This is a genomic window from Enterococcus sp. AZ062 (assembly GCF_051715065.1).
Lineage (GTDB): Bacteria > Bacillota > Bacilli > Lactobacillales > Enterococcaceae > Enterococcus_B > Enterococcus_B mundtii.
Genome location: NZ_JBIOTB010000001.1, coordinates 3,260,308 through 3,282,500, shown reverse-complemented (window position 1 = coordinate 3,282,500; position 22,193 = coordinate 3,260,308). Strand labels below are relative to the sequence as shown.

Here is a 22,193-nt window from a genome sequence, read left to right as displayed (position 1 = left end):
AAGAAGAAGCAAAACGCTTCAAACATCAAGCGGTAAGTTCAGAACATATATTATTGGCTTTAGTGATCGAACCCAACGGGATTGCTGGGAAAGTATTACGAGATATGAAATTGAATGAAAAAGATATTTATGAAGAAATCGAGCATTTAGTCGGTTATGGTACAGTGAAAACTTATGCAAAAGGTGTATTTCTCCCTTATTCTCCTCGAATGAAACAAATTTTTGCTTTGGCAAATAGTGAAGTGAATAAAATGGGTACACAAAAGGTAGGAACTGAGCATATTTTACTTAGTCTATTAAAAGATGAGAGTATCATGGCTACTCGTATCATGATCAACTTGGGGATTAGTTTGAGCAAAGTTCGTCAGTCATTGAAGCGTACGATGGGTACGGAAAGTAGTACCGGTGGTATTCGCCGTCGCAATCCACAAGAAAAGCGAGCAATGACACAAGGTACTCCTACGTTAGATTCTTTAGCTAGAGACTTAACTAAGTTAGCAAAAGAAAACAGGTTAGATCCAGTCGTAGGTCGTTCAAGAGAAGTCAAACGGTTGATCCAGATACTTAGTCGCCGAACAAAAAACAATCCTGTTTTAGTTGGAGAACCCGGTGTCGGTAAAACTGCGATTGCAGAAGGATTGGCTCAAAAAATCATTTTAGGTGAAGTACCTGAAGAAATGAAAGCAAAACGTTTGATGATGTTAGACATGGGGGCGTTAGTCGCTGGGACGAAGTATCGGGGAGAATTTGAAGATCGAATGAAAAAAGTCATTGATGAAATTTATCATGATGGTCAAGTTATTCTCTTTATTGATGAATTACACACATTGATTGGTGCTGGTGGTGCAGAAGGTGCCATCGATGCATCGAATATTTTGAAACCAGCGTTAGCACGTGGAGAATTACAAACGATTGGCGCGACAACATTAGACGAATACCAAAAATACATTGAAAAAGACTCGGCATTGGAACGACGCTTTGCACGTATCCAAGTAGATGAGCCGACAGCAGATGAAGCGGAAGAAATCTTACGTGGTTTACGTTCACGCTATGAGGAACATCATCATGTGGAGATCACCGATGAAGCAGTACGAGCGGCAGTCAATCTTTCTGTTCGATATATCACTTCCAGACAGTTACCAGATAAAGCGATCGACTTGATTGATGAATCAGCAGCGAAAGTTCGATTGGAACAAGCGGACGATTTGTCAGAAACGACGATACTGAAACAAGAGATCGATCAAGTGAATAAAGAAAAAGAACAGGCGATTCAAAAACAAGATTTTGAAACAGCTGCGCATTTACGTAGACAAGAAAAAAGCTTAATGAAAAAACTAGAAAAACGTTTAGCGATTGAAGCAAAACATCAAAATGGCTTTGCGGATCGGGTGACTGAAGAAGATGTAGCTACTGTTGTTTCGGAGTGGACAGGTGTACCATTGCAACAGTTAGAAAAGAAAGAAAGTCAACGATTACTGGAACTAGAAGCACTGCTTCACGAACGTGTTGTAGGACAAGATGAAGCGGTCAAAGCTGTTTCTCGTGCGATCAGACGGGCGCGTAGTGGCTTAAAAGATCCAAATCGCCCGATTGGTTCCTTCATGTTTTTAGGTCCAACAGGAGTCGGAAAAACAGAACTTGCGAAAGCATTGTCAGAAGTGATGTTTGGTGAAGAGGACGCATTGATTCGTGTCGACATGTCTGAATTCATGGAGAAGTATAGTACGAGTCGTTTGATTGGTTCGCCTCCAGGCTATGTGGGTTATGATGAAGGTGGACAATTGACAGAAAAAATTCGTCAAAAACCTTACTCAGTTATCTTGCTAGATGAAGTGGAAAAAGCCCATCCAGATGTCTTCAATTTATTATTACAAGTGTTAGATGATGGTCATTTAACAGATGCTAAAGGAAGAAAAGTAGACTTTAGAAATACGATCATGATCATGACTTCTAATATTGGTGCTACTCAAATCCGTGAGGAAAAAAATGTTGGATTCAACGTCCAAGATATTACTAAAGATCATCAAGCGATGCAAAAACGGATACTTGAAGAGCTGAAGAAAGCTTTCCGCCCTGAATTCTTGAACCGTATCGATGAGACAGTCGTTTTCCATTCATTAACAAAAGATGAAGTCCATGCGATTGTTCAAATCATGAGTCAATCGATCGTCAAACGATTGAAAGAACAAGATATCTTAGTGAAAATCACACCAGCAGCAGTTGATGTGATTGGAAAAGTCGGTTTTGATCCAGAGTATGGTGCACGGCCACTAAGAAGGGCATTACAAAAAGAAGTAGAAGATCGTTTGAGCGAAGCTTTGCTTGGAGGAGAAATCCATTTAGGCGATCAAATCACTGTTGGCGCTTCGAAGGGCAAAATCACAGTAAATGTGCGTGAACCTAAGAAAATAACTACTAAAGTATAATGACAGAGTGAGATCCCAACAGAAATAGCTAAGCCAGAAACCCAAAAATCATTTGATTTTTTGGGTTTTTTGTTTTCCTAAAGAGCTACTTCTAAATCAATAGGGATACATTGTATAAAACAGAAATTATTTTACAGTATCGTTACAATCAATAATAAATGTAAGAAGTATTGGAAAGTTTTCAGAGCTGTGCTACTATTATGGAGTTGTAGGAGGAGGAAATGATGATCGAAATCATAACTACTATAGAATCAATGAAACAAGCAGAAGAATTGCTTGAAGCAGGAGTGGATACCTTATATTTTGGGGAAGAACGCTTCGGTCTACGCTTACCAGCTTCTTTTACAAGAGAAGAACAACGCGAATTAGTTGCGCTGGCACATCGGTACGGTAAAAAAGTAAATATAGCTGTCAATGGGATCATTCATCCTGAAAAAATGAAAAAAGTTCCAGAGTATCTGCTTTTTTTAAAAGAAATCAATGTGGATAAGATCACAGTTGGTGATACTGGGATTATTTATACCATGAGAAAAAATCCAGAGTTGAACATTCCTTATGTCTTTGATGCAGAAACATTAGTGACGAGTGCGCGACAAATCAATTTTTGGGCAAAAAAAGGAGCGATTTCTGCTGTTTTAGCACGAGAAGTGCCATTTGATGAGATGAAAGAGATGGAGAACAAGTTGATGATACCTGTCGAAACTCTTGTGTATGGAGCTACATGCATCCATCAATCGAAACGTCCATTGTTACAGAATTACTATAACTACACGCAACAGGACGAAAAAAAAGATCGTGAAAGAGGACTCTTTCTCGCTGAACCTAAAAAAGAAGATACACATTATTCGATTTATGAAGATTCACATGGTACGCATATTTTTGCGAATAATGACATCAATTTAAGTAATGAACTCCCACAGCTTTATGCCCATCATTTCCGTACCTGGAAATTAGATGGCGTTTTTACGCCTGGTGAAGCATTTGTTGAGATCACTAAATTATTTGTTGAGGCAAAAAAAGCATTATTAGCAGACACATGGACAGAAACGTTAGCACAAGAAATGACGAATAAGATCAATGGATTACATCCAACGAATCGAGGACTTGATACAGGTTTCTTTTATATTGATCCTGAATCTATCAAGTAAGGAGTATGGTGAAATAAAATGACAACAAAAAGAAAATTAAAACGTCCAGAAGTTTTAGCACCAGCCGGCACGCTTGAAAAACTAAAAACAGCTATCCATTATGGCGCAGATGCTGTGTATATTGGTGGTAATGCTTATGGGTTACGTAGTCGCGCAGGAAACTTTACCTATGAAGAAATGGCAGAAGGCGTTGCATTCGCAAAAGAACATCAAGCGAAAGTGTATGTAGCAGCAAATATGGTCACACATGAAGGAAATGACGAAGGAGCCGGTGAATTTTTCCGTAACCTGCGCGATGTGGGGATTTCAGCAGTGATCGTCTCTGATCCAGCACTTATTGAGATCTGTGCCACCGAAGCCCCTGGCTTACCTATCCATCTATCGACTCAAGCTTCTGCTACCAACTATGAAACATTAGAATTTTGGAAAGAAGAAGGCTTGGAACGTGTAGTTTTAGCTCGGGAAGTTTCGATGGAAGAAGTCGCTGAGATCCGTCGACATACTGATGTAGAGATTGAAGCATTCATCCATGGAGCAATGTGTATCTCTTATTCAGGACGTTGTACGTTGTCGAATCATATGTCGATGCGGGATGCCAATCGTGGAGGCTGTTCACAATCTTGTCGTTGGAAATATGAATTGTATGATTTGCCATTTGGACAAGAGAGAAACTCTTTGACAGATGCTGGCGAGATCGAAGAAGAGTTTTCGATGAGTGCAGTAGATATGTCGATGATCGAACATATTCCTGACTTGATTGAAAATGGCGTAGATAGTTTTAAAATCGAAGGTCGAATGAAGTCGATCCATTATGTATCAACTGTCGCAAATGTCTATAAAGCAGCTGTAGATAGTTATATGGAAGATCCTGAAAACTATGTGTGCAAACAAGAATGGATCGATGAGTTATGGAAAGTGGCTCAACGAGAATTGGCAACAGGATTTTATTACGATACACCTAGCGAAAATGAACAATTATTTGGTGAACGTCGTAAGATCCCTGTATACAAATTTGTCGGAGAAGTTTTATCTTATGACGAGGAGACGAAACAAGCGACAATCCGTCAGAGAAACCTCTTTTCTGTAGGGGATGAAATCGAATTTTATGGGCCTGGATTTACTCACTTCAGTCAAATGGTTGAGATGATGCACAATGAAGAAGGAGAATCCATTGATCGCGCACCAAATCCTATGATGATTTTGACCATGCCAGTCGCACAACCAGTTAAACCTGGAGATATGATTAGAAAAAGAAAATAATTTTTTAAGCAATCAAGCGAAATGAGCATCTCGTCAACAGAATGACTAGAAACGTGCTACACTTATTTTTTGTAAGAGCTGATAAAAAGTTTATTGAAAAATAAGCGGTAGGATGTTGCATCAGCTGCTAAAAGGAGGAACAAGATGAAAACATATGATTATATTGTCATTGGCGGAGGATCTGGAGGCATTGCTTCAGCGAATCGAGCTGGTATGCATGGAGCAAAAGTATTATTGATTGAAGGCAATGAACTAGGTGGAACGTGCGTCAATGTCGGATGTGTTCCAAAAAAAGTGATGTGGCAAGCAAGCACGATATTAGAAACAATCGAACGTGATGCTTCAAGCTATGGTATCCAAGCGGACGTTAAACATGTTGACTTTAAAGAACTAGTAGAGAAACGCGAGAAATACATTGATTTCCTTCATGGCGCTTATCAAAGAGGTTTAGATAGTAATAACGTTGAAGCAATCAAAGGCTATGCTCGCTTTGTAGATAGTCAAACCGTTGAAGTAAACGGTGAAAGCTATCAAGCAAATCATATTTTGATTGCTACCGGTGGCAAGCCAAGCAAGATGACGATTCCTGGCGGAGAATATGCCATTGATTCAAACGGATTTTTTGCATTGACAGAATTACCAAAATCGACGATCGTATTAGGTGCGGGTTATATTGCAGCTGAACTTTCAGGTGTGTTAAATGGCTTGGGAAGTGAAGTGATGTGGGCTTATCGTAAAGAACGTCCATTACGTACGTTTGATAAAATGTTATCTGATAACTTGATTGAGATGTATCAAGAAGCAGGAATACACACTTATGCAAACTTTACGGCTCGTGAAATAACAAAGAACGGGGATGTCTACACCGTTACCTTTGAAAATGGGGAAACACTAATGGCAGAGTGTGTGTTATTTGCTGGCGGACGTGTACCGAATACAGATGCATTAGGAATCGAAAAAACGAATGTTGAATTAGATGAAAAAGGATTTATCAAAGTGGATAAATTCCAAAATACAACCGATTCACACATCTATGCCATTGGTGATGTAATTGGTAAAATCGACTTGACGCCAGTAGCGATTGCCGCAGGTCGTCGTTTGTCAGAAAGACTATTCAATGGAAAAGAAAATTCGTATTTAGACTATGATTTAGTTCCAACAGTCGTCTTTACTCATCCACCGATTGCAACCATCGGCTTGACAGAAGAGCAAGCGTTGACGACATACGGTGAAGGACAATTGAAAATCTATCGTTCACGATTCACGCCAATGTATTTTGCTTTAAACGATTATCGACAAAAATGTGAAATGAAATTGATCTGTGTGGGTGAAGAAGAAAAAATTGTTGGGCTGCATGCCATTGGTGTAGGTGTCGATGAAATGTTACAAGGTTTTGCAGTAGCGATCAAAATGGGGGCAACCAAAGCAGATTTTGACAATACAGTAGCTATCCATCCAACAGGCGCAGAAGAATTTGTTACAATGCGTTAAGTCGTTAGTATGTTGAGGAAATACTCATACAGAAAAAGCAGACGGAATATGCGTCTGCTTTTTCTGATTTATGCAGATAAACCTATGTATAAAGAACTGTTTCAATGTTATTCCAAAAAGAGGTTGTTGGTATTTTAGAAATTTTAATCGTTTTAGCTTTCGTTTTAGCTTGGTTCAGTTCGATGTCTGTTAAAACTAAATCATATTGATTGACTGTATCGTAGTTTACTTGAAAAATATTATCAGTATATGTATGGATACTATGAATCGCAGGAATTTTTTTGAATAACAGTTGCTTATACAGTGCAAGTGTCCTTTCTTCCTGATAAGAAACAATCAAAATAGACACCTTTTTCTTGTAAGGAAAAACGGCCGTCAGTAAAGAAGGTGACAATGAAATCAATTCTAACAGTAACTCTTCATAGAGTAATTGATTCCGTTTGATCATCATTAATCCAGCATGGTCAATAGCTTGATTGTATGCTTTTAGTATCTGGGGCGAATGTGTAAATAGGATTTCTGATAAAATCTGTAGATACGTTGTTTTAAAGAATTGTCGGTTTTTATTGTAATTGATCAACTCACTCAATTTCTGAATACCATCTTGATTCAAAGAGAAGTCTTGGGATAATGAACGATAAAAGTATTCTGAAAATTGTCGAATCCGTTGATATTCCCCATGATTGCTAGGTGCTGACTGAATACAAGGGAAATAGATTTTTTTATCTAATAGATTTGATACAGTTGTGGTTGTCACATTAAAACCGTATTCTTTTTCAATGATTGAACAAAACACTGTATTATTTTTTATGATTTCAAAAAAAGAAGGATCGCTGATTGGCTTTTCTTTATTCGCTGATAACAAATGACCTTGTCCAATCCGAATGATTGCTGTGTAAAGATAAAAACTATTTATAATAACTTTATATGTACTAATTGTTTGATGTGTTGCTTGCTTTTTATAGTAACGTTGTAACACATCGAATATGTGATAAAAATGGGGCAATTGCTGTGGCGTATATTGCTCACGAAACATACTACAGAAGAATTGCCTGATGTAACTTTCATCCCCAATGATTTTGAGTTTTGAGGAGATATGTATGGATAATGGCGCATTGATCTCGCTGAAATAAGTATTGATATTTGCAATGATCCGGCGAATACTTGTTTCACTTAAATATAGTTTATTTGCTAATTTAGATAACGTTGGCTCTACTTCAAAAATCATCTGTAGTATTTGTACATTCGTTGATTGATTGAGTATTTGTTTGATTAAATCTTCCAAATTGATCTCTGGTGGTAATAGTAAAGAAGCTACTTGATATTTATCGGTGCTGATACAAACTGGTGCATATGTATGGTTAAAAAACACAATATCGGTCAATAATGTTTTTTTTGTTACCCCAAGTTGTTCCGCTAAAGTCGAACAGTCAATGGCGGCCATACCTAAGAGTAAAGCTAGTTTGATCTGCCTTTCAGAAGTCTTTTCAAGCATATTTGTTCGTTTTATCATACTTTTCAGATCTCCTAAAAAATAGAAAATCTGTTTTTTCACATCCTTTATTCATATTATAAACATTATTTTATCATACTTTTCTAATTATTCGAGTTTTTCTTTTTATTCTAATCGGTGGTTATTTAAAAGTGAGATTGCCTTCATTATTTAATAAGTATTATTTTAAAAAAAACAGTATATGATAATCTAAATAACTAGAAGTAGTCAATTGACACACGCAAAAGTAAAATTTTCTGATACATGTTTTTTTATTTCTATGATTTAAATTTTTTATCTAGCAAAAAAAAATTAAGAATAACATCTATCGATGGACTAAATGGTCTATTTCACTTACAAATCTTTAACTATAACATTCAAGCGATGTGATCATTGAACTTGTTTTTAATAAAACAGAAAAACTAATATTAAGAAATTATCGAAAAAGCTGTACGATACATTATAGGTTTTTTAAAAAAGAAAGGAGCTTGTTGACTATGGGTGTACTTGAGAAACAATTAGAGAGACAAATTTCATTGCTTTATTTGCTAAATATTGAGTCATCGAATATTAGTAATCTGGCCAAAGAATTGAGTATTACAGATAAAACGATTGCGGCAGATATCGATAGTTTCAATACCACTTGTTTTCCTGCTCGTATTGAAACCAATCAATACAAAGAGGTATCGCTTTCGATACCGAAGAAATTGAATTTGGATGATATATTTGTCAGGATACTTAATAATTCAACAAATGTGAAAATTTTAAAGTACATATTCATTACAGAACCTTCTCTATCTGAGATTGCGACAAAATTATTTTTAAGTAAAACGAGTATTCGTAGAATTGTCGCGAAAATCAATACATATTTCTTGAAAGAAAAAATCAATGTCCAAATTAATTTAGAGAACAAATTAACGATTACTGGAAATGAAATTGAGATTCGACGTTTATTTGCTAGTATGTTCAAGGAAATTTATAAAGTAAAAGAATTTCCTTACTTCGATACGATTTATCAGATGCTCAGACGTTGTTTGAAGGCACAAAAAAGAATGGTTAGCACACCTAAAGTGATTTATTCGGTGTATTATATTTATTCATCAATTATTCGAATTGGCAATAAACATCTTATTCCCGAGAAAGAATTGATCGACAATGAGCAAATCGTAGGTACCATCTTGGAGATCATCCAAAGTGATACAGTCTTTTGTACGTTGATGAGTCAAAAATATAAATTCAATGTCACACAAAAAAATGTTTCCAATATTCTCACTTCCTATTTTGGTCTAATGTTTACAGAGGTCCAACATCGTGATCAGAGATTAGAGCAGAATATTGAAAAATTTCTTCAAAGCTTTTACAGTCTATTAGCGATTGACATGCCGATCAACACTACGGAAATCGAATATTTTTTTGATTTCATCAATTTTTATAAAGAATTAGCCATCTTCAAAGTAAGCTATGCAGATATATTTTATAAAAAAATGATGGAGAACAATCCTAAGATCTGGCAAGCCTATCAAAAATCTTTGCAAATTGCTCAATTAAATTTTGTCGAACAAAGCGAACTATTACATAAAGAACTATTACTCGAATTAATCATTTCTTCAAATGATTTGTTACGGATGATTGAACCAAAAATACAAGAGAAATCGATTTTATTATTAAGTTCTCAAGAAATTGGCTTATCTCTTTTATATAAAAATTTGATTTTACATAAGCATCCATTTTTAAAAAATATTGATATCTATGAGAAGGACGTTTTTTCTATCGATTATCAATTAATTAATCAATATGATTTGATCTTGACTGATCTATCCTTAAATTTTGATCGGATCACGTCCGAAATTTTGAAAATCTCTAAAGTTCCTACTTCTATTTTTTGGAATAATTTTGAGCAGTGTCTTTACTCTTCTTAATAAAAATCGTTATGTGGGACGTTTTTTTCATCTTTTTATCAATTTTGAAAAAATAGATAGTAGTGGCAGTCGAAACTCAGGTACGCTTAAAGCACCCACTAGTTAGTATTGGTTAGGATAGGTATATTATGGAGAAAGTGAGCTGGAAAGTTAGTTGAATAAGTTAGCGATTTTATTATTGTTTGGGGTATATAGTGCAGCATTCAAAGTGTTATCTTTAGTTTTTAAAGTACTTTGGTTAGTCACCAAAGTACTTGGTAATTTCATTGGAAAAATGATCAAAAAAGGCTGGGAAAAAAGGGCACAAAAGAGAGCACTTGCACGTTCACATAAATTAGCTTCACAGCAAAGAGAAAACAATCTAGATCGTACGTCTGTTCATTCAAGCATGTCAAAAGATAGTCGATTGAACACGCGGGTGTCACAAGCACAAAAACAAACGAATCGTCTTGGTACCTATTCTGGTCAATCTCTAATGACAGGACATTCGAGATAATGTAAATCAAGATGAGAAGGGAGTGAGACAGATATGTCTATAGAAGATAAGCCTCTAGAAGATATGTCTACAGAAAGAAAGCTTAGAGAAGATAAGCTTAAAGAAAATAATCAAAGTAACATCAATGAATCATTTCTGTCTATATTTTCATATAACAACGAAGCGACTATCAAAAGGATCATTGGATCGCCAATTGATGAAAAAATAAGAAATGAAAGCAAAGAAATAAATTATGATACGACTTCTAAGGAATTGGTCAATGAGAAGAAAGAAAATATTGCCAAAGAGTTGAAAAATAATGATTTACAACAAGAAATTATTCGTCTGACACGGGACATAGCCACGATCAAGGGGATTGGAACTATCACTTCTTCTGACCAACAGAATATCGATGCTAAGTATATTGAAGATCAAGCGAAATTAAAAAAAGTGCAAGCAACTCTGGAAAGTCATCAAAAAGAATTAAATCAATATGGGGATGGTCAAAGTGTTTTAAAAGTGAATACAAAAGACCAAAAAGTTGATGCAGCAATCTTTCTCGCATTAATCAAAAAAGATGAATTTAAAAAAGAATTGACTGTCCATAGAACAGGACTAATAGCAAAAGAAGACGAGGTCAATAAGTTAAGGGCTGAAATTGGTAAAATAAAGAGAAGTAAAAAGACAGTTCTTGAACAAAAGGTCCAATCAGCCGAGGATAAGGTTAAAAAAATTGAGATCGTCCAAAAAGAATTAAAGGATAAGTTAGAGAAGGTCGCGATCAACACAGATCAACTAGAACCTTTGCCTGAAAAACCACTGCGACGTTCCAATTCTTTTTCTGAATTTACGGCAAATAAAAATGATTCGGAACAAATGTTAGTATCAAAATTTCAAGCAATTAGTGCAATAAAAGAAGGATTTCAGAATGAAATTGCTGAAACAAAAGGGCTGATTGATTATACCGATAAGGTGGAAATAGAAGTTGTTCGTTCGGTAGAAGTAAAAGCGGAGCAAGCAAAGGAAGCAGTTGTCCTAAGTAAGGCTGATCGCGAAGCGACTGTTGTTACACCTACGATTGAACGCGAACCAACTCCAGTGATTGCGGAAGAACCAAAAAAAGATCAAGTCGATCGTGCTAATGTTGAAAAAAACCCGCCTCCGATCGAGGTCAATGTGATCGTGAACGAGGCGCCAGAAAAAACGAAGCTACAGAAACCAATAGTGGAAGAACCTAAAAAAGAACCTGTTGTAAGCGAAAATCTGGAAAGTAAAAAAGCCGAGCTTATCAAAGCATATGTCGAAAATCTTCAAGCAAAAGTTGGCTTGATTGAAGCTAAAAACAAGAATACCGATGTTTTATTGAAGCGGATCAAGCAGAGCAATACGACCGAGGATGTGCAGTTTTTAAAGGAACTTAAAGCGGTTTTAGCTGATCCTGAAAAACTGCAAAAAATGACCAAAGATTTATCTGCTGAAAGTATCAAGCAGATGGATAAAGATATCAAAGGCTTACAAGAAGAAACTCGTGGAATAAAAGAACAAACGAAGAAGTTGAGTGAATTAGATCATTCAAAATTAAAACAATCATTTTTCAGAAATTCTCGAAAAATCCGTGCAGCTAGATGGTTGCTGAATCTATGGCCGATTGCCATGTTACCACTAGGTATGTCATGGGTAGGTTCCATATTACCGTCTACAGCTATGGCTGTTTTTGGGCAACAGTTTGTGAACGCTGCAGTTGGTTTTGTCGCTGCTAGTTTTTTTGGGTCAAAAGCAATTATTTATGCGAAGAAGAAAATCCCGCAAGCATTCAATAAGTTAGTACAGAAGTTCCCAAGAGTATTTGGTCCAATTGCTCGTGGATTGTCGAAAGTACGCGAAAAATTACCTTTTGGAAAACAAAAACAGCCAGCGGAACAAATGAAAGAAGCAACGCCGGTTAATGAAAAATTAGCAGAAGGAATAGCGAAATCTGAAGTAACAAAAGAAGGGTTAACTTCTAAGGATCTCAAAGGCAAAGACAAAGTTGTAGCGATGGAAGCACCAACCAAAGAAGGTGCAAACACAGCTGAAATAGAAGAAAAACAATCAAGAGCCAAACGTGCGTGGGAAACAGTCCGTCATGCGCCGAAGCGGATGTTTGATTATGTAATGAAGAATAAATTATCCTTGTTTATCATGTTGGCTGTGCCACTGGCTCTAGGGATAGGTGGAATGTTTGCCCTATCTGCGCTAGTGCCAATGCTTGCAACCTCTATGGCTGCCCCATTCTTGATGCAGTTAGGTGCCGTGGCTTTGATTGGTGTCAGTATTGGAATCGGTATCCAATTATTAGACAAGTTTGTGTTCAAACGAATTGAAAGCCGTGTAGCCAAAAGAGAGGATTTGGCATTTGAAAAAAAAGTTAACGAAAAAATTCTAGAATGCCAAGAGCTAGGGAAGTGTCAATCGTTAGATTCAAAAGAATTTAGGGAGAAAGTATCTGTAATCGCAGGTCTTGATGAAAAAGCGAAAGCGCCTGAGCATGTTCAGTCCAATGAGCAACAAAAAATGACAGAAAGATCTGAACGAACCTCTGAGACGGCGAAAGAATCGAAAGTCATTGAGATGAAACCGAGAGATAGTACACAGTCTCAACCAAGCACCTCACAAACGAAAGTAGAACCAACACCATCGGGCTCGAAAGAACCAGTCGCATTGACAAACAGAGCAAATCCGGCGATCGAACGTCGCGCAAGTTTTTCCGGTACGAGTCCGGATATCGGGCGACAAGTAAGTTTTGAGTCATTAAGAAGAAACTCATTGCAATTATCAAATGAGCGAAATAACCGAGCACGTAGTCAGCAAGCACAGGCACAAATTCAAAATAATAACAAGAAAGCTAAAACGACACAATTATAAAAAATAACTTTGACTGAAAGGAAATAAAAAAATTTGAAAAATTCCCGGCAGCTTATGGTAGTGCATGTGTTAGTAATTGGTATTCTGCTTTATGTGGGTAATCGTATCGGTTATTTATTTTTAGCAGAGAATACTGGGAATTTATCATTTGCAGATAATTTACTAACAGCATTCAACCGAACATTTGAAGAACTTTCTAGATTTGCCCCTCAATTTTCTTATGAACCGACGTCGTTAGGGATAGCAGCGGTTGCTGCTATCTCCTATGTACTTTTTGTCTTATATAAGACGTTTGATGAGAAGAATACACGCCCCAATGAAGAATATGGAAGTGCACGATGGGGAAAGTACAGCGACATCCGTGCATTTCTTGATAAGAAAAAAGACTTCAATATCTTGTTGACGAAGAGCGAAAGCTTATCATTATCAGGACGTATGAAGATTACACGAAACGATAATTTCAACCGAAATAAAAATGTCGTTGTGGTTGGAGGAGCCGGTAGTGGTAAGACACGATTTTATGTAAAACCTAACTTGATGCAAATGCATTCCTCCTATGTCGTCAGTGATTCTAAAGGCTTATTATTAGCCGAAACAGGCAAAATGTTTGAAGAAGCGGGTTATCAAATCAAGATTTTTGACTTGATCAACCGAAGAGACACGCATCAATACAACCCGTTTCAGTATATCCAAACAGAGGATGATATCTTAAAAATCGTGAACAATCTAATCAAAAATACGACTAACCCAGATAAAAAAGGTGGAGATGATTTTTGGGAAAAAGCTGAGACAGCCTTATTGATGGCCATTTTTAGCTATTTGATCCAAGAAGTAACTGCAGAAGATCGGACGTTAGGAAACGTAATTGAATTAGTCCGTTTAGCAGATATTGAAGAAGATGTGCCTGGCTATGTCAGCCCACTAGATATTTTATTCAATGAGTTAGAACAAAAAGATCCGACAAATTTTGCGGTATCACAGTACAAGATTTTTAAACTTTCTGGTGATAAAACGACGAAAAGTATCTTAGTCAGTCTAGGCGTGCGATTGTCACCATTTGATATTCCAAGTATCAAGGAACTTGTTTCACAAGATACACTTGAGCTAGATACAGTTGGTGATGTCAAAACGATCCTATATATCTTATTGCCTGATACAGATACCAGTTTCAACTTTTTAGCGAGTATGATGTATCAGCAATTGTTTGACATGTTAGTTTATAAAGCAGATAACGTGTATAAGGGAAGATTACCTTGTCATGTCCGTTGTATCTTGGATGAGTTTGCTAATATTGGACAAATTCCTGATTTTGAAAAAGTGATTTCGGTTATTCGAAGTCGTGAAATCTCTACGAATGTCATTTTACAAAATATTAGCCAGTTAAAAACCTTGTATAAAGATACGTGGGAAACGATCATTGGGACCAGTGATGTCTTTTTATATTTAGGCGGAATGGAACAAAGTACGCACGAATATATCTCAAAATTGCTAGGGAAACAAACGATTGAACAAAGAAATACAAGTGTCACCAAAGGGAGCAATGGTTCCTTTAGTGAGAACTTCCAGAAATTAGGAAGGAACTTGATGGACCCCGATGAAGTGGCGAGTCTCAAAGGACAGGAATGTATTTTAAAAATTCGCGGAGTCCATCCGTTTTTATCAAAGAAATATGATATTGTGAAACACAAAAACTATAAGAAGTTAGGCGATGTGACAGATTCCTATATGTATGAACGAAATCTATCTGCTTAGCTAGCTCGATCAATGAGTCACTCATAATAAATAGAAAGCACCTTCATTCGAATGTTAGACTGAGAATGTGGTGCTTTTTATTAGCTAAAAAGGATGGAGCACTGAAAAGAACAATAAAATTTGTCCATCTCATTCATCGTATGTTGAGGCAATATAGAAATAGCAGTAAGAATAATAACATGTAGGCGGTTTATTATCGAAGGTTAATTGTAAATGATAGTTCTGGTCCTAAAACAAAATTCATTTGCTAATAGGCGATTATCCAGTTTATCTACTAAAGGAACGGACCGTATTTATTCTAAAATTTCTAATGGAAGAAATAACTGATACATGGAAACAGAGAATTTCGCATATACTAAATTTAAGAAATAAAATAAAAAATTATTTTTACAAAAAAAGGAGATTAGCAAAATTATGAATGCACAATTATTAGAACAAGTATTTGGATTAGTTTCACAGTTTACATTAATTGGTGGTGGACTATGGTTGATTTGGGGAACAATTATCCTAGCTGGTGCGTTAAAAGATAAAAATGGCCCTCAATTACAACAAGGGATTTGGCAGATTGTTGGTGGTGGATTGATTCTAGTCGCTGCAGGTTGGTTTGCTACTTCATTCAACATTGGATCGTTTTTACCATAATCGTTAAGCAAAGGAAAGAGTAGGAGTATAGCATATGGAATCTGCAATTATGACTATCTTTGAGCAAATCATGACCTTTCTTAATGGGGACGATCTAAAAAATGTTTTAGGAATGGATTTACGAAGTTACATATATGATGCCTACAGTTTAGTGGAACGACTACAGCAACACGTAGTTGGGCCACTTGCTTTATCCATTCTAGCAATTTTTATTCTTTTAGAGTTTCAGAAAATCTCAACGAAAGTTGAAGGTGCAGGCGGAGCTCCCATGTTAGGATTTGAGATGATTATCAAAGCATTGATCAAATTTGTCATTTGTTACATAGTTATTTTAAGAATTCAAAATATTTTAGATGGTATGGTTATCATTGCCGGCAATTTAACCACTAGGATTTTAACAATTGGAAATGCTTCAGCTGTAAGAGATACAGCAGATGCAGTGAGACAAGCGGTCTCTCAATTAAGTTGGTGGTCACAATTAGTCGTATTACTCGTGATGTGTATCCTATTTTTAGCATCACTTGTTGTTCGTGTATTGGTCCAAGTCACCATTTATCTTCGCTTTTTGGAGATGTATATATTTTGTGCAATGGCGCCAATTCCGATGAGTGCCTTACCAAGCCAAGAGTTTTCAGTGATGAGCAAGGGTTTCTTCAAAAATTTCGCTGCACTCGGTTTACAGGGAACATTCATCGCGTTAGTATTGGTGATTTATCCGACGATCTTCCATCGTATCATGGAAGAAGTTGGTTCAGGAATTTTTGGGATTATTTTAGGTTTGACAGTTTACATGATTGCTTTATTGCTTTCTGTAAATAAAACTAAAGGATGGGCAAAAACATTGATGTCAGCATCGTAAGGAGGAACTATGGCAGTTGAGGTAAAGGTACCAAAGGATATTAAAGAATATAAAGAAAAGGTCATTGCAGGAATGAATTTAAAGCAGCTGCTTTGTTTAGCTATTGCAGCTGGAGTAAACGTCATGATTAGTTTGATTTTCATTGCCGGATTAAAGATTCCTATGGAAATCACAAGTTGGTTTATGATTCTTGCATCCATTCCAATCGTTTCATTTGGCTGGTTTAAGAGAAATGGCTTGACATTTGATATCTATCTTAAACAATTTTTCAAATACCACGTGGCACCAGGGACACGAAAAAAGAAGCCTAAGGAAGAAATAAATAAAGAAATCGAAGATGTAGGCGGGCAAGAAACATGATGAAGTTAAAAGCGCTCAAAGCGTTAAAACCAACTAAAAAACCAAAAGATGAGGAAAAAGAATTTATTAGTAAACCTAAATCAAAGAAGAAAGAGGATATTGATCCTTTTAGGGATACATTTAGGTTTGAAGAGATTTATGAAAGTGGTATTTGTAAAATCGATGAATTCACCTATTCATTGACGCTTGAATTACAAGATATCAATTATCAATTATCTTCTGACGATCATCAAATTGAAATTTTCTCTCAATACTGCGACTTTTTAAATTCATTGAGTAGTAAAACAAAATTACAACTAACTGTTTATAAAAAGAAACGACCGCTTGCTGATTTGCAATCGGTTCTTTATTACAAAGCAAAAAATGATTTCCTCGATTCATATCGTGAAGAAATGAATCAAGTCATTTCAAGGAAATTAGATGAAGAAAAAAATGGTTTCAAAAAAACGATCTTATTTACCTTTGTACAGAAGCATCCTACATTGGAGATTGCGCAAAAAGAATTAGATATGGTAGCAGATCGTTTTGAAATGTTTGCTAGTCGCTTAGGCAGTCAAGCAAAAAAGGTAGAAAAAACAAAATTATTACATATGATTTCCGAAATATTATTAACGAATGACAAGACGGTTAAAACAGAAGTCGATGAGGTACTACCTGAAGTCATGGAATTTAAAGAAAACAAAAACCACGTAAAAATTGATGATCACTATGCAAAAACATTATATTTACAAGAATTTCCTTCTGAATTATCAGATACTTTTCTTTTTGAAATGTTAGAAATTCCTCGTGAAATTGTTGTATCTTTACATATTGAACCAATGGATCAAGATGAAGCATTTGATTTAGTGAAGACGAAATTGGCTTTTATGGAACAACAAAAAGTGGATGAGCAGAAGAAGGCGTTACAAAGTGGGTATGACTTTGAGATGCTCTCTTATGAACTTTCTTACTCACTAACAGAAGCCAAAGGTCTGGTAGATGATCTGCAAAATAGAGGACAAAAATTATATGCGCTAACAGGATCTGTCTATTTCCATTCACCAACGAAAGAAAAGTTAGCTGAAGTCCATGATGAAATAAACTCAGTGTCTCGTCGCTTCGGTTTTAAACTCATTGAATTAGAGTTCATGCAAGAAAATGGCTTGAATGCGACATTACCGTTGGGAATCAATGCGATTCCATTAGATCGAACACTTTCAACAGCGAGTACCGCCATTTTTATCCCATTCACGATTTCGGATTTGATTCAAGAAAATGGGAAGTATTATGGTGTCAATGCGATTTCAAAAAATATCCTTTCACTCGATCGAAAATTATTAAAAGCACCGAATGGATTTGTTCTAGGAACACCTGGTTCTGGTAAAAGTTTCTCAGTCAAGCGTGAAATCGTCAATGTACTACTACGCGATGCAGATGATGAAGTTATCATTATTGACCCTGAGCGAGAATATTCTGTTATTGGTCAAAATTTCAACGGTGAGATCATCAAAATCTCTAGTGATTCACCGACAACGATCAATCCCATGGATATCAATGAGAACTATGGAGATGATACTGATCCAGTCGTGCTAAAATCTGAGTTTTTGATTTCGTTATTTGACCTGATCATTGGTGGCGCCTTGGGGCTAAGTTCGGCACAAAAAACATTGATTGACCGTGTGTGTCGTCGAACGTATGAAGTGTTGAATGATCGTACACCAACATTCATTGACTTTTATAATATCTTGAAAGAACAAGAAGAAGAAGAAGCCAAGCAATTAGTCATGGATCTAGAAATCTATATTGAAGGAAGTTTGTCGGTCTTTTCTGCAGAAACGAATGTCGACATTACCAAGCGTTTAGTGATCTATGATATCAAGGACCTAGGGAAACAATTGAAAACGATGGGGATGCTGATTGTATTAGACCAAGTATGGAATCGAATCACGACCAACCGTGAACGAGGTGTTCGCACGTGGTTATATATTGATGAGATGCAGCTTTTGTTTACGAATGAATATTCTGAGAATTACTTCTTTGAGCTATGGAGTCGTGCACGAAAATGGGGAGCGATCCCGACTGGCATTACCCAGAACGTCGAAACCTTACTATTGTCCGATTTAGCTCGACGGATGTTGTCAAATAGCGATTTTATCATGATGTTGAATCAAGCGAAATCAGACCGTACACAGCTAGTTAGACTGTTTGATATTTCAGAAGAACAAGAAAAATACGTAGTGAACTCTCCAGAAGGGTATGGTCTTATGGTGTTTGGGGATACAACGTTACCCTTTTATGATCATTTCCCTAAAGATACACAGCTCTATAAGATGATGTCAACGAAACCTGGAGAAACTTGATAGGCATACGGGAAAGGAAACAGGAAAGTGGCTGATTCAAAAATTTTAGACAAGAACAGGGCAGGTAAGAACGCTACAACTACTAGCAAAAATAACAAAAAAATGGTAGTGAAAGGTAGTAAACTATCTTTAAAAAAAGGTAATTCCATTAGTACTTCTCGAAGAAAAAAGCTGTTGAAGTTATTAAAGGGGAACAATCCTCATATCAAAAGAAAATCGCAACAAGCAATTTTTCAGAGAAAACAAAGTAAAAACGATAAAAATAATGTGAATAAGGAATCTTTCGATAGCATCGATAAAGGTAAAACGGTCAACACCCAGAGCATCAGTCGCCGACAAAGAATTCGAGAGAGTCGAAGAGATGAGCTAAAGCAACAGCAACATGACTTAATGATGCGCCCTAATAAAGTCGATACAACCATCGCTCCTGCTTCTGTTACTAATAACAACACAGAACAAAAAAAAGAAAAAGCGAATACTCAAGCAATTTTTAATCAAAAGAAGCGTCATCAAAAGATTCGTGACCGACAAAAGAAAAATGCTACCTATAAAGGATACATCAGTAAAGTAAAGCTAGAAAACCAAGCAGGTCAACAAGAAAAAATTAGCTCTACTACATCGAAGATACGTCATAAAAATCAAAAAAGAGCGTTACATCTGTCTAAAAATGAACAGCTTGAAAAAAAGAAAAGAAACAATAAGCGAAAAGAAGGAAAAAAGAAGGTTGCAGCTAAAAGGAATATGCGGGCCAAATTAGATAATATGTTGAAAGATCAAATTTCGCCTAAAAATCCTTTTAAAAATAAAATCAAAGACTTGATTATTGATAAAGTTGGGCGAGATGAAGAGGGTAATTTAAATTTGGTTGGTATGCTTATCACCATACTTATTATTCTAAAGTTACCTATCTTATTGAAATTGATCGTAGTCATCTTGATTGTTGCAGTGGTTATTGCGATCATTTCGATCTTCGTTTCTTTTTGGACAACGATTTTAAGTTTATTTGTCGTAAAAACAGAGTCGATGATGATTACCGAAGCATACAACTATGTCACGTGGTTAGATACTTATAAAAACAAAGAGGTATATGATACGTACAATCGACTAGTTGATGACCCGGAGCATGATGAGGTTTATTTTGAAGTGAACGGGATAGAATCGGACCCAGAGCAATTTATGTATATATCCAACGGAGATAACTATATCTACTATTTGAATGCAAAATTTGAAGATTATGATATCGATAATATTGCCATTGCTACCTATCGAAAAAGAGTAGCAGAAAAAACGGGTGTCTGGATTCCGTGGTCATTGAGGGATAGCACATATGCCGTTTTTCATGAGGCACCACATCCATTATCACCTGAACCAATCAAAGTATTCACTGTAAAAGATGAAATCCACGCGTTACATGACATGGTCTACAACTACACGACCGTTATTGAAAAGGACAAAGAAGTTGAAACCGTTGTGATAACGGTCGATAAAGAAACAGGTGAAGAGCATACAGAAGTAAAACGTGAGAGAAAAGATGTTGCTACCGTCAAAATTAATGTACAAACGATTGGTGAAATGTTCGATTCGGATCCTGAAGTAGATATCTATGTGGATATACGTTATTCAGGTGAGGATGATTACTATGGACGAGTCATTGCTTTTGATGAAGATGAAGTAGATAAATATTACCCAATCATGGAGAAAGATCGCTTTGAAGATAAAATTTTCATGGCTAATCCATTTGGTAAGATGAGCTATGCAAATGTGGTGGATAATTTTGGCTATCGTGGACGTGATCCCAATACGCAACATTACCAAATCGCTTTGGAAGCAGAACCTGGAACCCCTGTTTATGCCACCACCTTTGAGACAGTGGAAAGTATCAACTATAGTTATCAGGCTGGTCATACAGATGGTTCAGCGCCTGTAACGACAGCGATAGAAACGGATACAGGTCTATATTATGCGTATTATGTCAATATTGATCCGGTAGTGAGGCCAGGAAGAACCTTAGAAGCAGGTGATTTGATTGGCTATACAAGAAATCAGTTTGATGGGAATTTATTAGTTGCAATGAAAGAATATCGCTTCTGGCATAAAGATCCTGACGTTTATCCAGCGATTTATATCAATAATTTAGTTTTTAGTACGGATACCAACTTAGCATATATGCGTAATGGTGGCGGACTACGAGGGAATCTAATCAATCCCCCATTAGCCGTTACTAAATGGCAAAATAGAGTTGCGGAACAAACGAGTAAACATGGCATTGAAGCATATACGAATGCGATTTTATCCATGATATGGGTGGAATCTGGTGGAAATGAAGCCATTCAGCCAGATATCATGAATGCGCAACTGGCACTATCATCTCCAGAACGAATCACTACACCAGAGGAATCAATTGAAAAAGGCGTCGAATATTTTGCTTATCTGCTCAAAAAAGCACAAAGCAATAATCTCAATGGTCTGGCAGCGGTCCAAGCCTATAATTATGGCGAAGCGTATCTTGATGATCTGATCAATCGAAATGCACCGTATTCCTTTGAAGATGCGCGCTTATATGCACAAATGAAAAGTAATAATCAGACCATTCCTTTCAACCATATCGTCGCACAAGGATTGGGCTATAACTGGCGCTACGTTTTTGGCAATATGTTCTATACCGCAATGGTTACAAGAAATATCATGGCAGATACAGGCAGATTAGCTGAGCTCGCTAGAAGAGAATTGGGAAATCCGAATGGTGAGAAGTATTGGCGATGGGCTGGATTCAACAATCGAATAGAGTGGTCAGCCGTATTCGTTTCTTGGATAGCGAATGAAGCGGGATACTTGGAACAAGGCCGAGTATTGAATACAGCAAATGTTCTTGATATGAAAGAATGGTTTGAAACGAATGATAAGTTCAAAACACATGATGAAAACTATGTTCCTCAATCTGGCGACCTTGTATTTTTTGACTGGTCTGGTGGAAGAACAGGAAAAGATCATGTAGGGATCGTTGAATATTCTGGCGGAAATATTATTCAGGTCATCGAAGGTAACTCTGACAATCTAGTAAGAAGAAGAACTTACGCTATTGGGAGTAATGTTATTTCAGGATATGGCCTGCCTTAAGAAGATAAC

Annotated in this window: 14 protein-coding genes (1 of these 14 running past the window's edge); 13 read left to right on the top strand and 1 reads right to left on the bottom strand. The window is 36.5% G+C overall.

Features of this window, described 5'->3' with window-relative positions; all coding sequences use genetic code 11:
• From IGJ00_RS15120 to gor, 4 genes are all read left to right on the top strand, one after another.
• Window positions 1-2,426 carry the 3' portion of an ATP-dependent Clp protease ATP-binding subunit gene (locus IGJ00_RS15120; protein WP_071867594.1) on the top strand. Its footprint begins 49 nt before the window's first position, so the window shows 2,426 of its 2,475 coding nt (coding positions 50-2,475); the start codon falls outside the window, past its left edge; the stop codon is at window positions 2,424-2,426.
• 224 nt (window positions 2,427-2,650) lie between these two features.
• The gene (locus tag IGJ00_RS15115) at window positions 2,651-3,574 is read left to right on the top strand and encodes a peptidase U32 family protein (RefSeq protein WP_074801031.1); all 924 of its coding nucleotides are present in this window, start codon (window positions 2,651-2,653) and stop codon (window positions 3,572-3,574) included.
• 18 nt (window positions 3,575-3,592) lie between these two features.
• Complete coding sequence (locus IGJ00_RS15110; RefSeq protein ID WP_071867593.1) at window positions 3,593-4,834, top strand: peptidase U32 family protein; 1,242 nt, start codon at window positions 3,593-3,595, stop codon at window positions 4,832-4,834.
• Between the two features lie 144 nt (window positions 4,835-4,978).
• Window positions 4,979-6,325 (top strand): glutathione-disulfide reductase, encoded by a 1,347-nt coding sequence (gor, locus tag IGJ00_RS15105; RefSeq protein WP_142433093.1) that lies wholly within the window; start codon window positions 4,979-4,981, stop codon window positions 6,323-6,325.
• An 82-nt stretch (window positions 6,326-6,407) separates the two neighbouring features.
• On the opposite strand, the gene IGJ00_RS15100 is transcribed toward gor, so the two are convergent.
• Window positions 6,408-7,838 (bottom strand): helix-turn-helix domain-containing protein, encoded by a 1,431-nt coding sequence (locus IGJ00_RS15100; RefSeq protein ID WP_108173737.1) that lies wholly within the window; start codon window positions 7,836-7,838, stop codon window positions 6,408-6,410.
• A gap of 476 nt (window positions 7,839-8,314) precedes the next feature.
• Here IGJ00_RS15100 and IGJ00_RS15095 point away from each other — a divergent pair, with 476 nt between their 5' ends.
• The 9 genes from IGJ00_RS15095 (at window position 8,315) to IGJ00_RS15055 (ending at window position 22,184) form a co-directional block, all read left to right on the top strand.
• Window positions 8,315-9,736 carry a helix-turn-helix domain-containing protein gene (locus tag IGJ00_RS15095; protein ID WP_071867590.1) on the top strand — a complete coding sequence of 474 codons (1,422 nt, stop codon included), beginning with the start codon at window positions 8,315-8,317 and terminating at the stop codon, window positions 9,734-9,736.
• Window positions 9,737-9,890: 154 nt separating this feature from the next.
• Window positions 9,891-10,232, top strand: coding sequence for a hypothetical protein (locus tag IGJ00_RS15090; protein ID WP_071867589.1), 342 nt, complete (start codon window positions 9,891-9,893; stop codon window positions 10,230-10,232).
• Between the two features lie 33 nt (window positions 10,233-10,265).
• Window positions 10,266-13,115 carry a hypothetical protein gene (locus IGJ00_RS15085; RefSeq protein ID WP_074801007.1) on the top strand — a complete coding sequence of 950 codons (2,850 nt, stop codon included), beginning with the start codon at window positions 10,266-10,268 and terminating at the stop codon, window positions 13,113-13,115.
• A 54-nt stretch (window positions 13,116-13,169) separates the two neighbouring features.
• Window positions 13,170-14,867, top strand: coding sequence for a VirD4-like conjugal transfer protein, CD1115 family (locus IGJ00_RS15080; protein WP_071867587.1), 1,698 nt, complete (start codon window positions 13,170-13,172; stop codon window positions 14,865-14,867).
• Between the two features lie 414 nt (window positions 14,868-15,281).
• Window positions 15,282-15,509 carry a hypothetical protein gene (locus tag IGJ00_RS15075; RefSeq protein ID WP_019722809.1) on the top strand — a complete coding sequence of 76 codons (228 nt, stop codon included), beginning with the start codon at window positions 15,282-15,284 and terminating at the stop codon, window positions 15,507-15,509.
• Window positions 15,510-15,543: 34 nt separating this feature from the next.
• The gene (locus IGJ00_RS15070; protein ID WP_071867586.1) at window positions 15,544-16,368 is read left to right on the top strand and encodes a hypothetical protein; all 825 of its coding nucleotides are present in this window, start codon (window positions 15,544-15,546) and stop codon (window positions 16,366-16,368) included.
• A 9-nt stretch (window positions 16,369-16,377) separates the two neighbouring features.
• Complete coding sequence (locus IGJ00_RS15065; protein WP_071867585.1) at window positions 16,378-16,728, top strand: PrgI family protein; 351 nt, start codon at window positions 16,378-16,380, stop codon at window positions 16,726-16,728.
• Window positions 16,725-19,067: a VirB4-like conjugal transfer ATPase, CD1110 family gene (locus IGJ00_RS15060; RefSeq protein ID WP_071867584.1), complete on the top strand. Its 2,343-nt coding sequence runs from the start codon at window positions 16,725-16,727 to the stop codon at window positions 19,065-19,067. Before IGJ00_RS15065 ends, IGJ00_RS15060 begins: the two co-directional genes overlap by 4 nt.
• A 27-nt stretch (window positions 19,068-19,094) precedes the next feature.
• Window positions 19,095-22,184, top strand: coding sequence for a lysozyme family protein (locus tag IGJ00_RS15055; protein WP_438844571.1), 3,090 nt, complete (start codon window positions 19,095-19,097; stop codon window positions 22,182-22,184).
• The last annotated feature ends 9 nt before the right edge of the window (window positions 22,185-22,193 follow it).

Excerpts from the sequence above, each read along its gene's own strand:
- IGJ00_RS15115 (WP_074801031.1), top strand. The coding sequence starts at position 2,651 with ATGATCGAAATCATAACTACTATAGAATCAATGAAACAAGCAGAAGAA.
- IGJ00_RS15110 (WP_071867593.1), top strand. The coding sequence starts at position 3,593 with ATGACAACAAAAAGAAAATTAAAACGTCCAGAAGTTTTAGCACCAGCC.
- gor (WP_142433093.1), top strand. The coding sequence starts at position 4,979 with ATGAAAACATATGATTATATTGTCATTGGCGGAGGATCTGGAGGCATT.
- IGJ00_RS15100 (WP_108173737.1), bottom strand. The coding sequence starts at position 7,838 with ATGATAAAACGAACAAATATGCTTGAAAAGACTTCTGAAAGGCAGATC.
- IGJ00_RS15095 (WP_071867590.1), top strand. The coding sequence starts at position 8,315 with ATGGGTGTACTTGAGAAACAATTAGAGAGACAAATTTCATTGCTTTAT.
- IGJ00_RS15085 (WP_074801007.1), top strand. The coding sequence starts at position 10,266 with ATGTCTATAGAAGATAAGCCTCTAGAAGATATGTCTACAGAAAGAAAG.
- IGJ00_RS15080 (WP_071867587.1), top strand. The coding sequence starts at position 13,170 with ATGGTAGTGCATGTGTTAGTAATTGGTATTCTGCTTTATGTGGGTAAT.
- IGJ00_RS15075 (WP_019722809.1), top strand. The coding sequence starts at position 15,282 with ATGAATGCACAATTATTAGAACAAGTATTTGGATTAGTTTCACAGTTT.
- IGJ00_RS15070 (WP_071867586.1), top strand. The coding sequence starts at position 15,544 with ATGGAATCTGCAATTATGACTATCTTTGAGCAAATCATGACCTTTCTT.
- IGJ00_RS15065 (WP_071867585.1), top strand. The coding sequence starts at position 16,378 with ATGGCAGTTGAGGTAAAGGTACCAAAGGATATTAAAGAATATAAAGAA.
- IGJ00_RS15060 (WP_071867584.1), top strand. The coding sequence starts at position 16,725 with ATGATGAAGTTAAAAGCGCTCAAAGCGTTAAAACCAACTAAAAAACCA.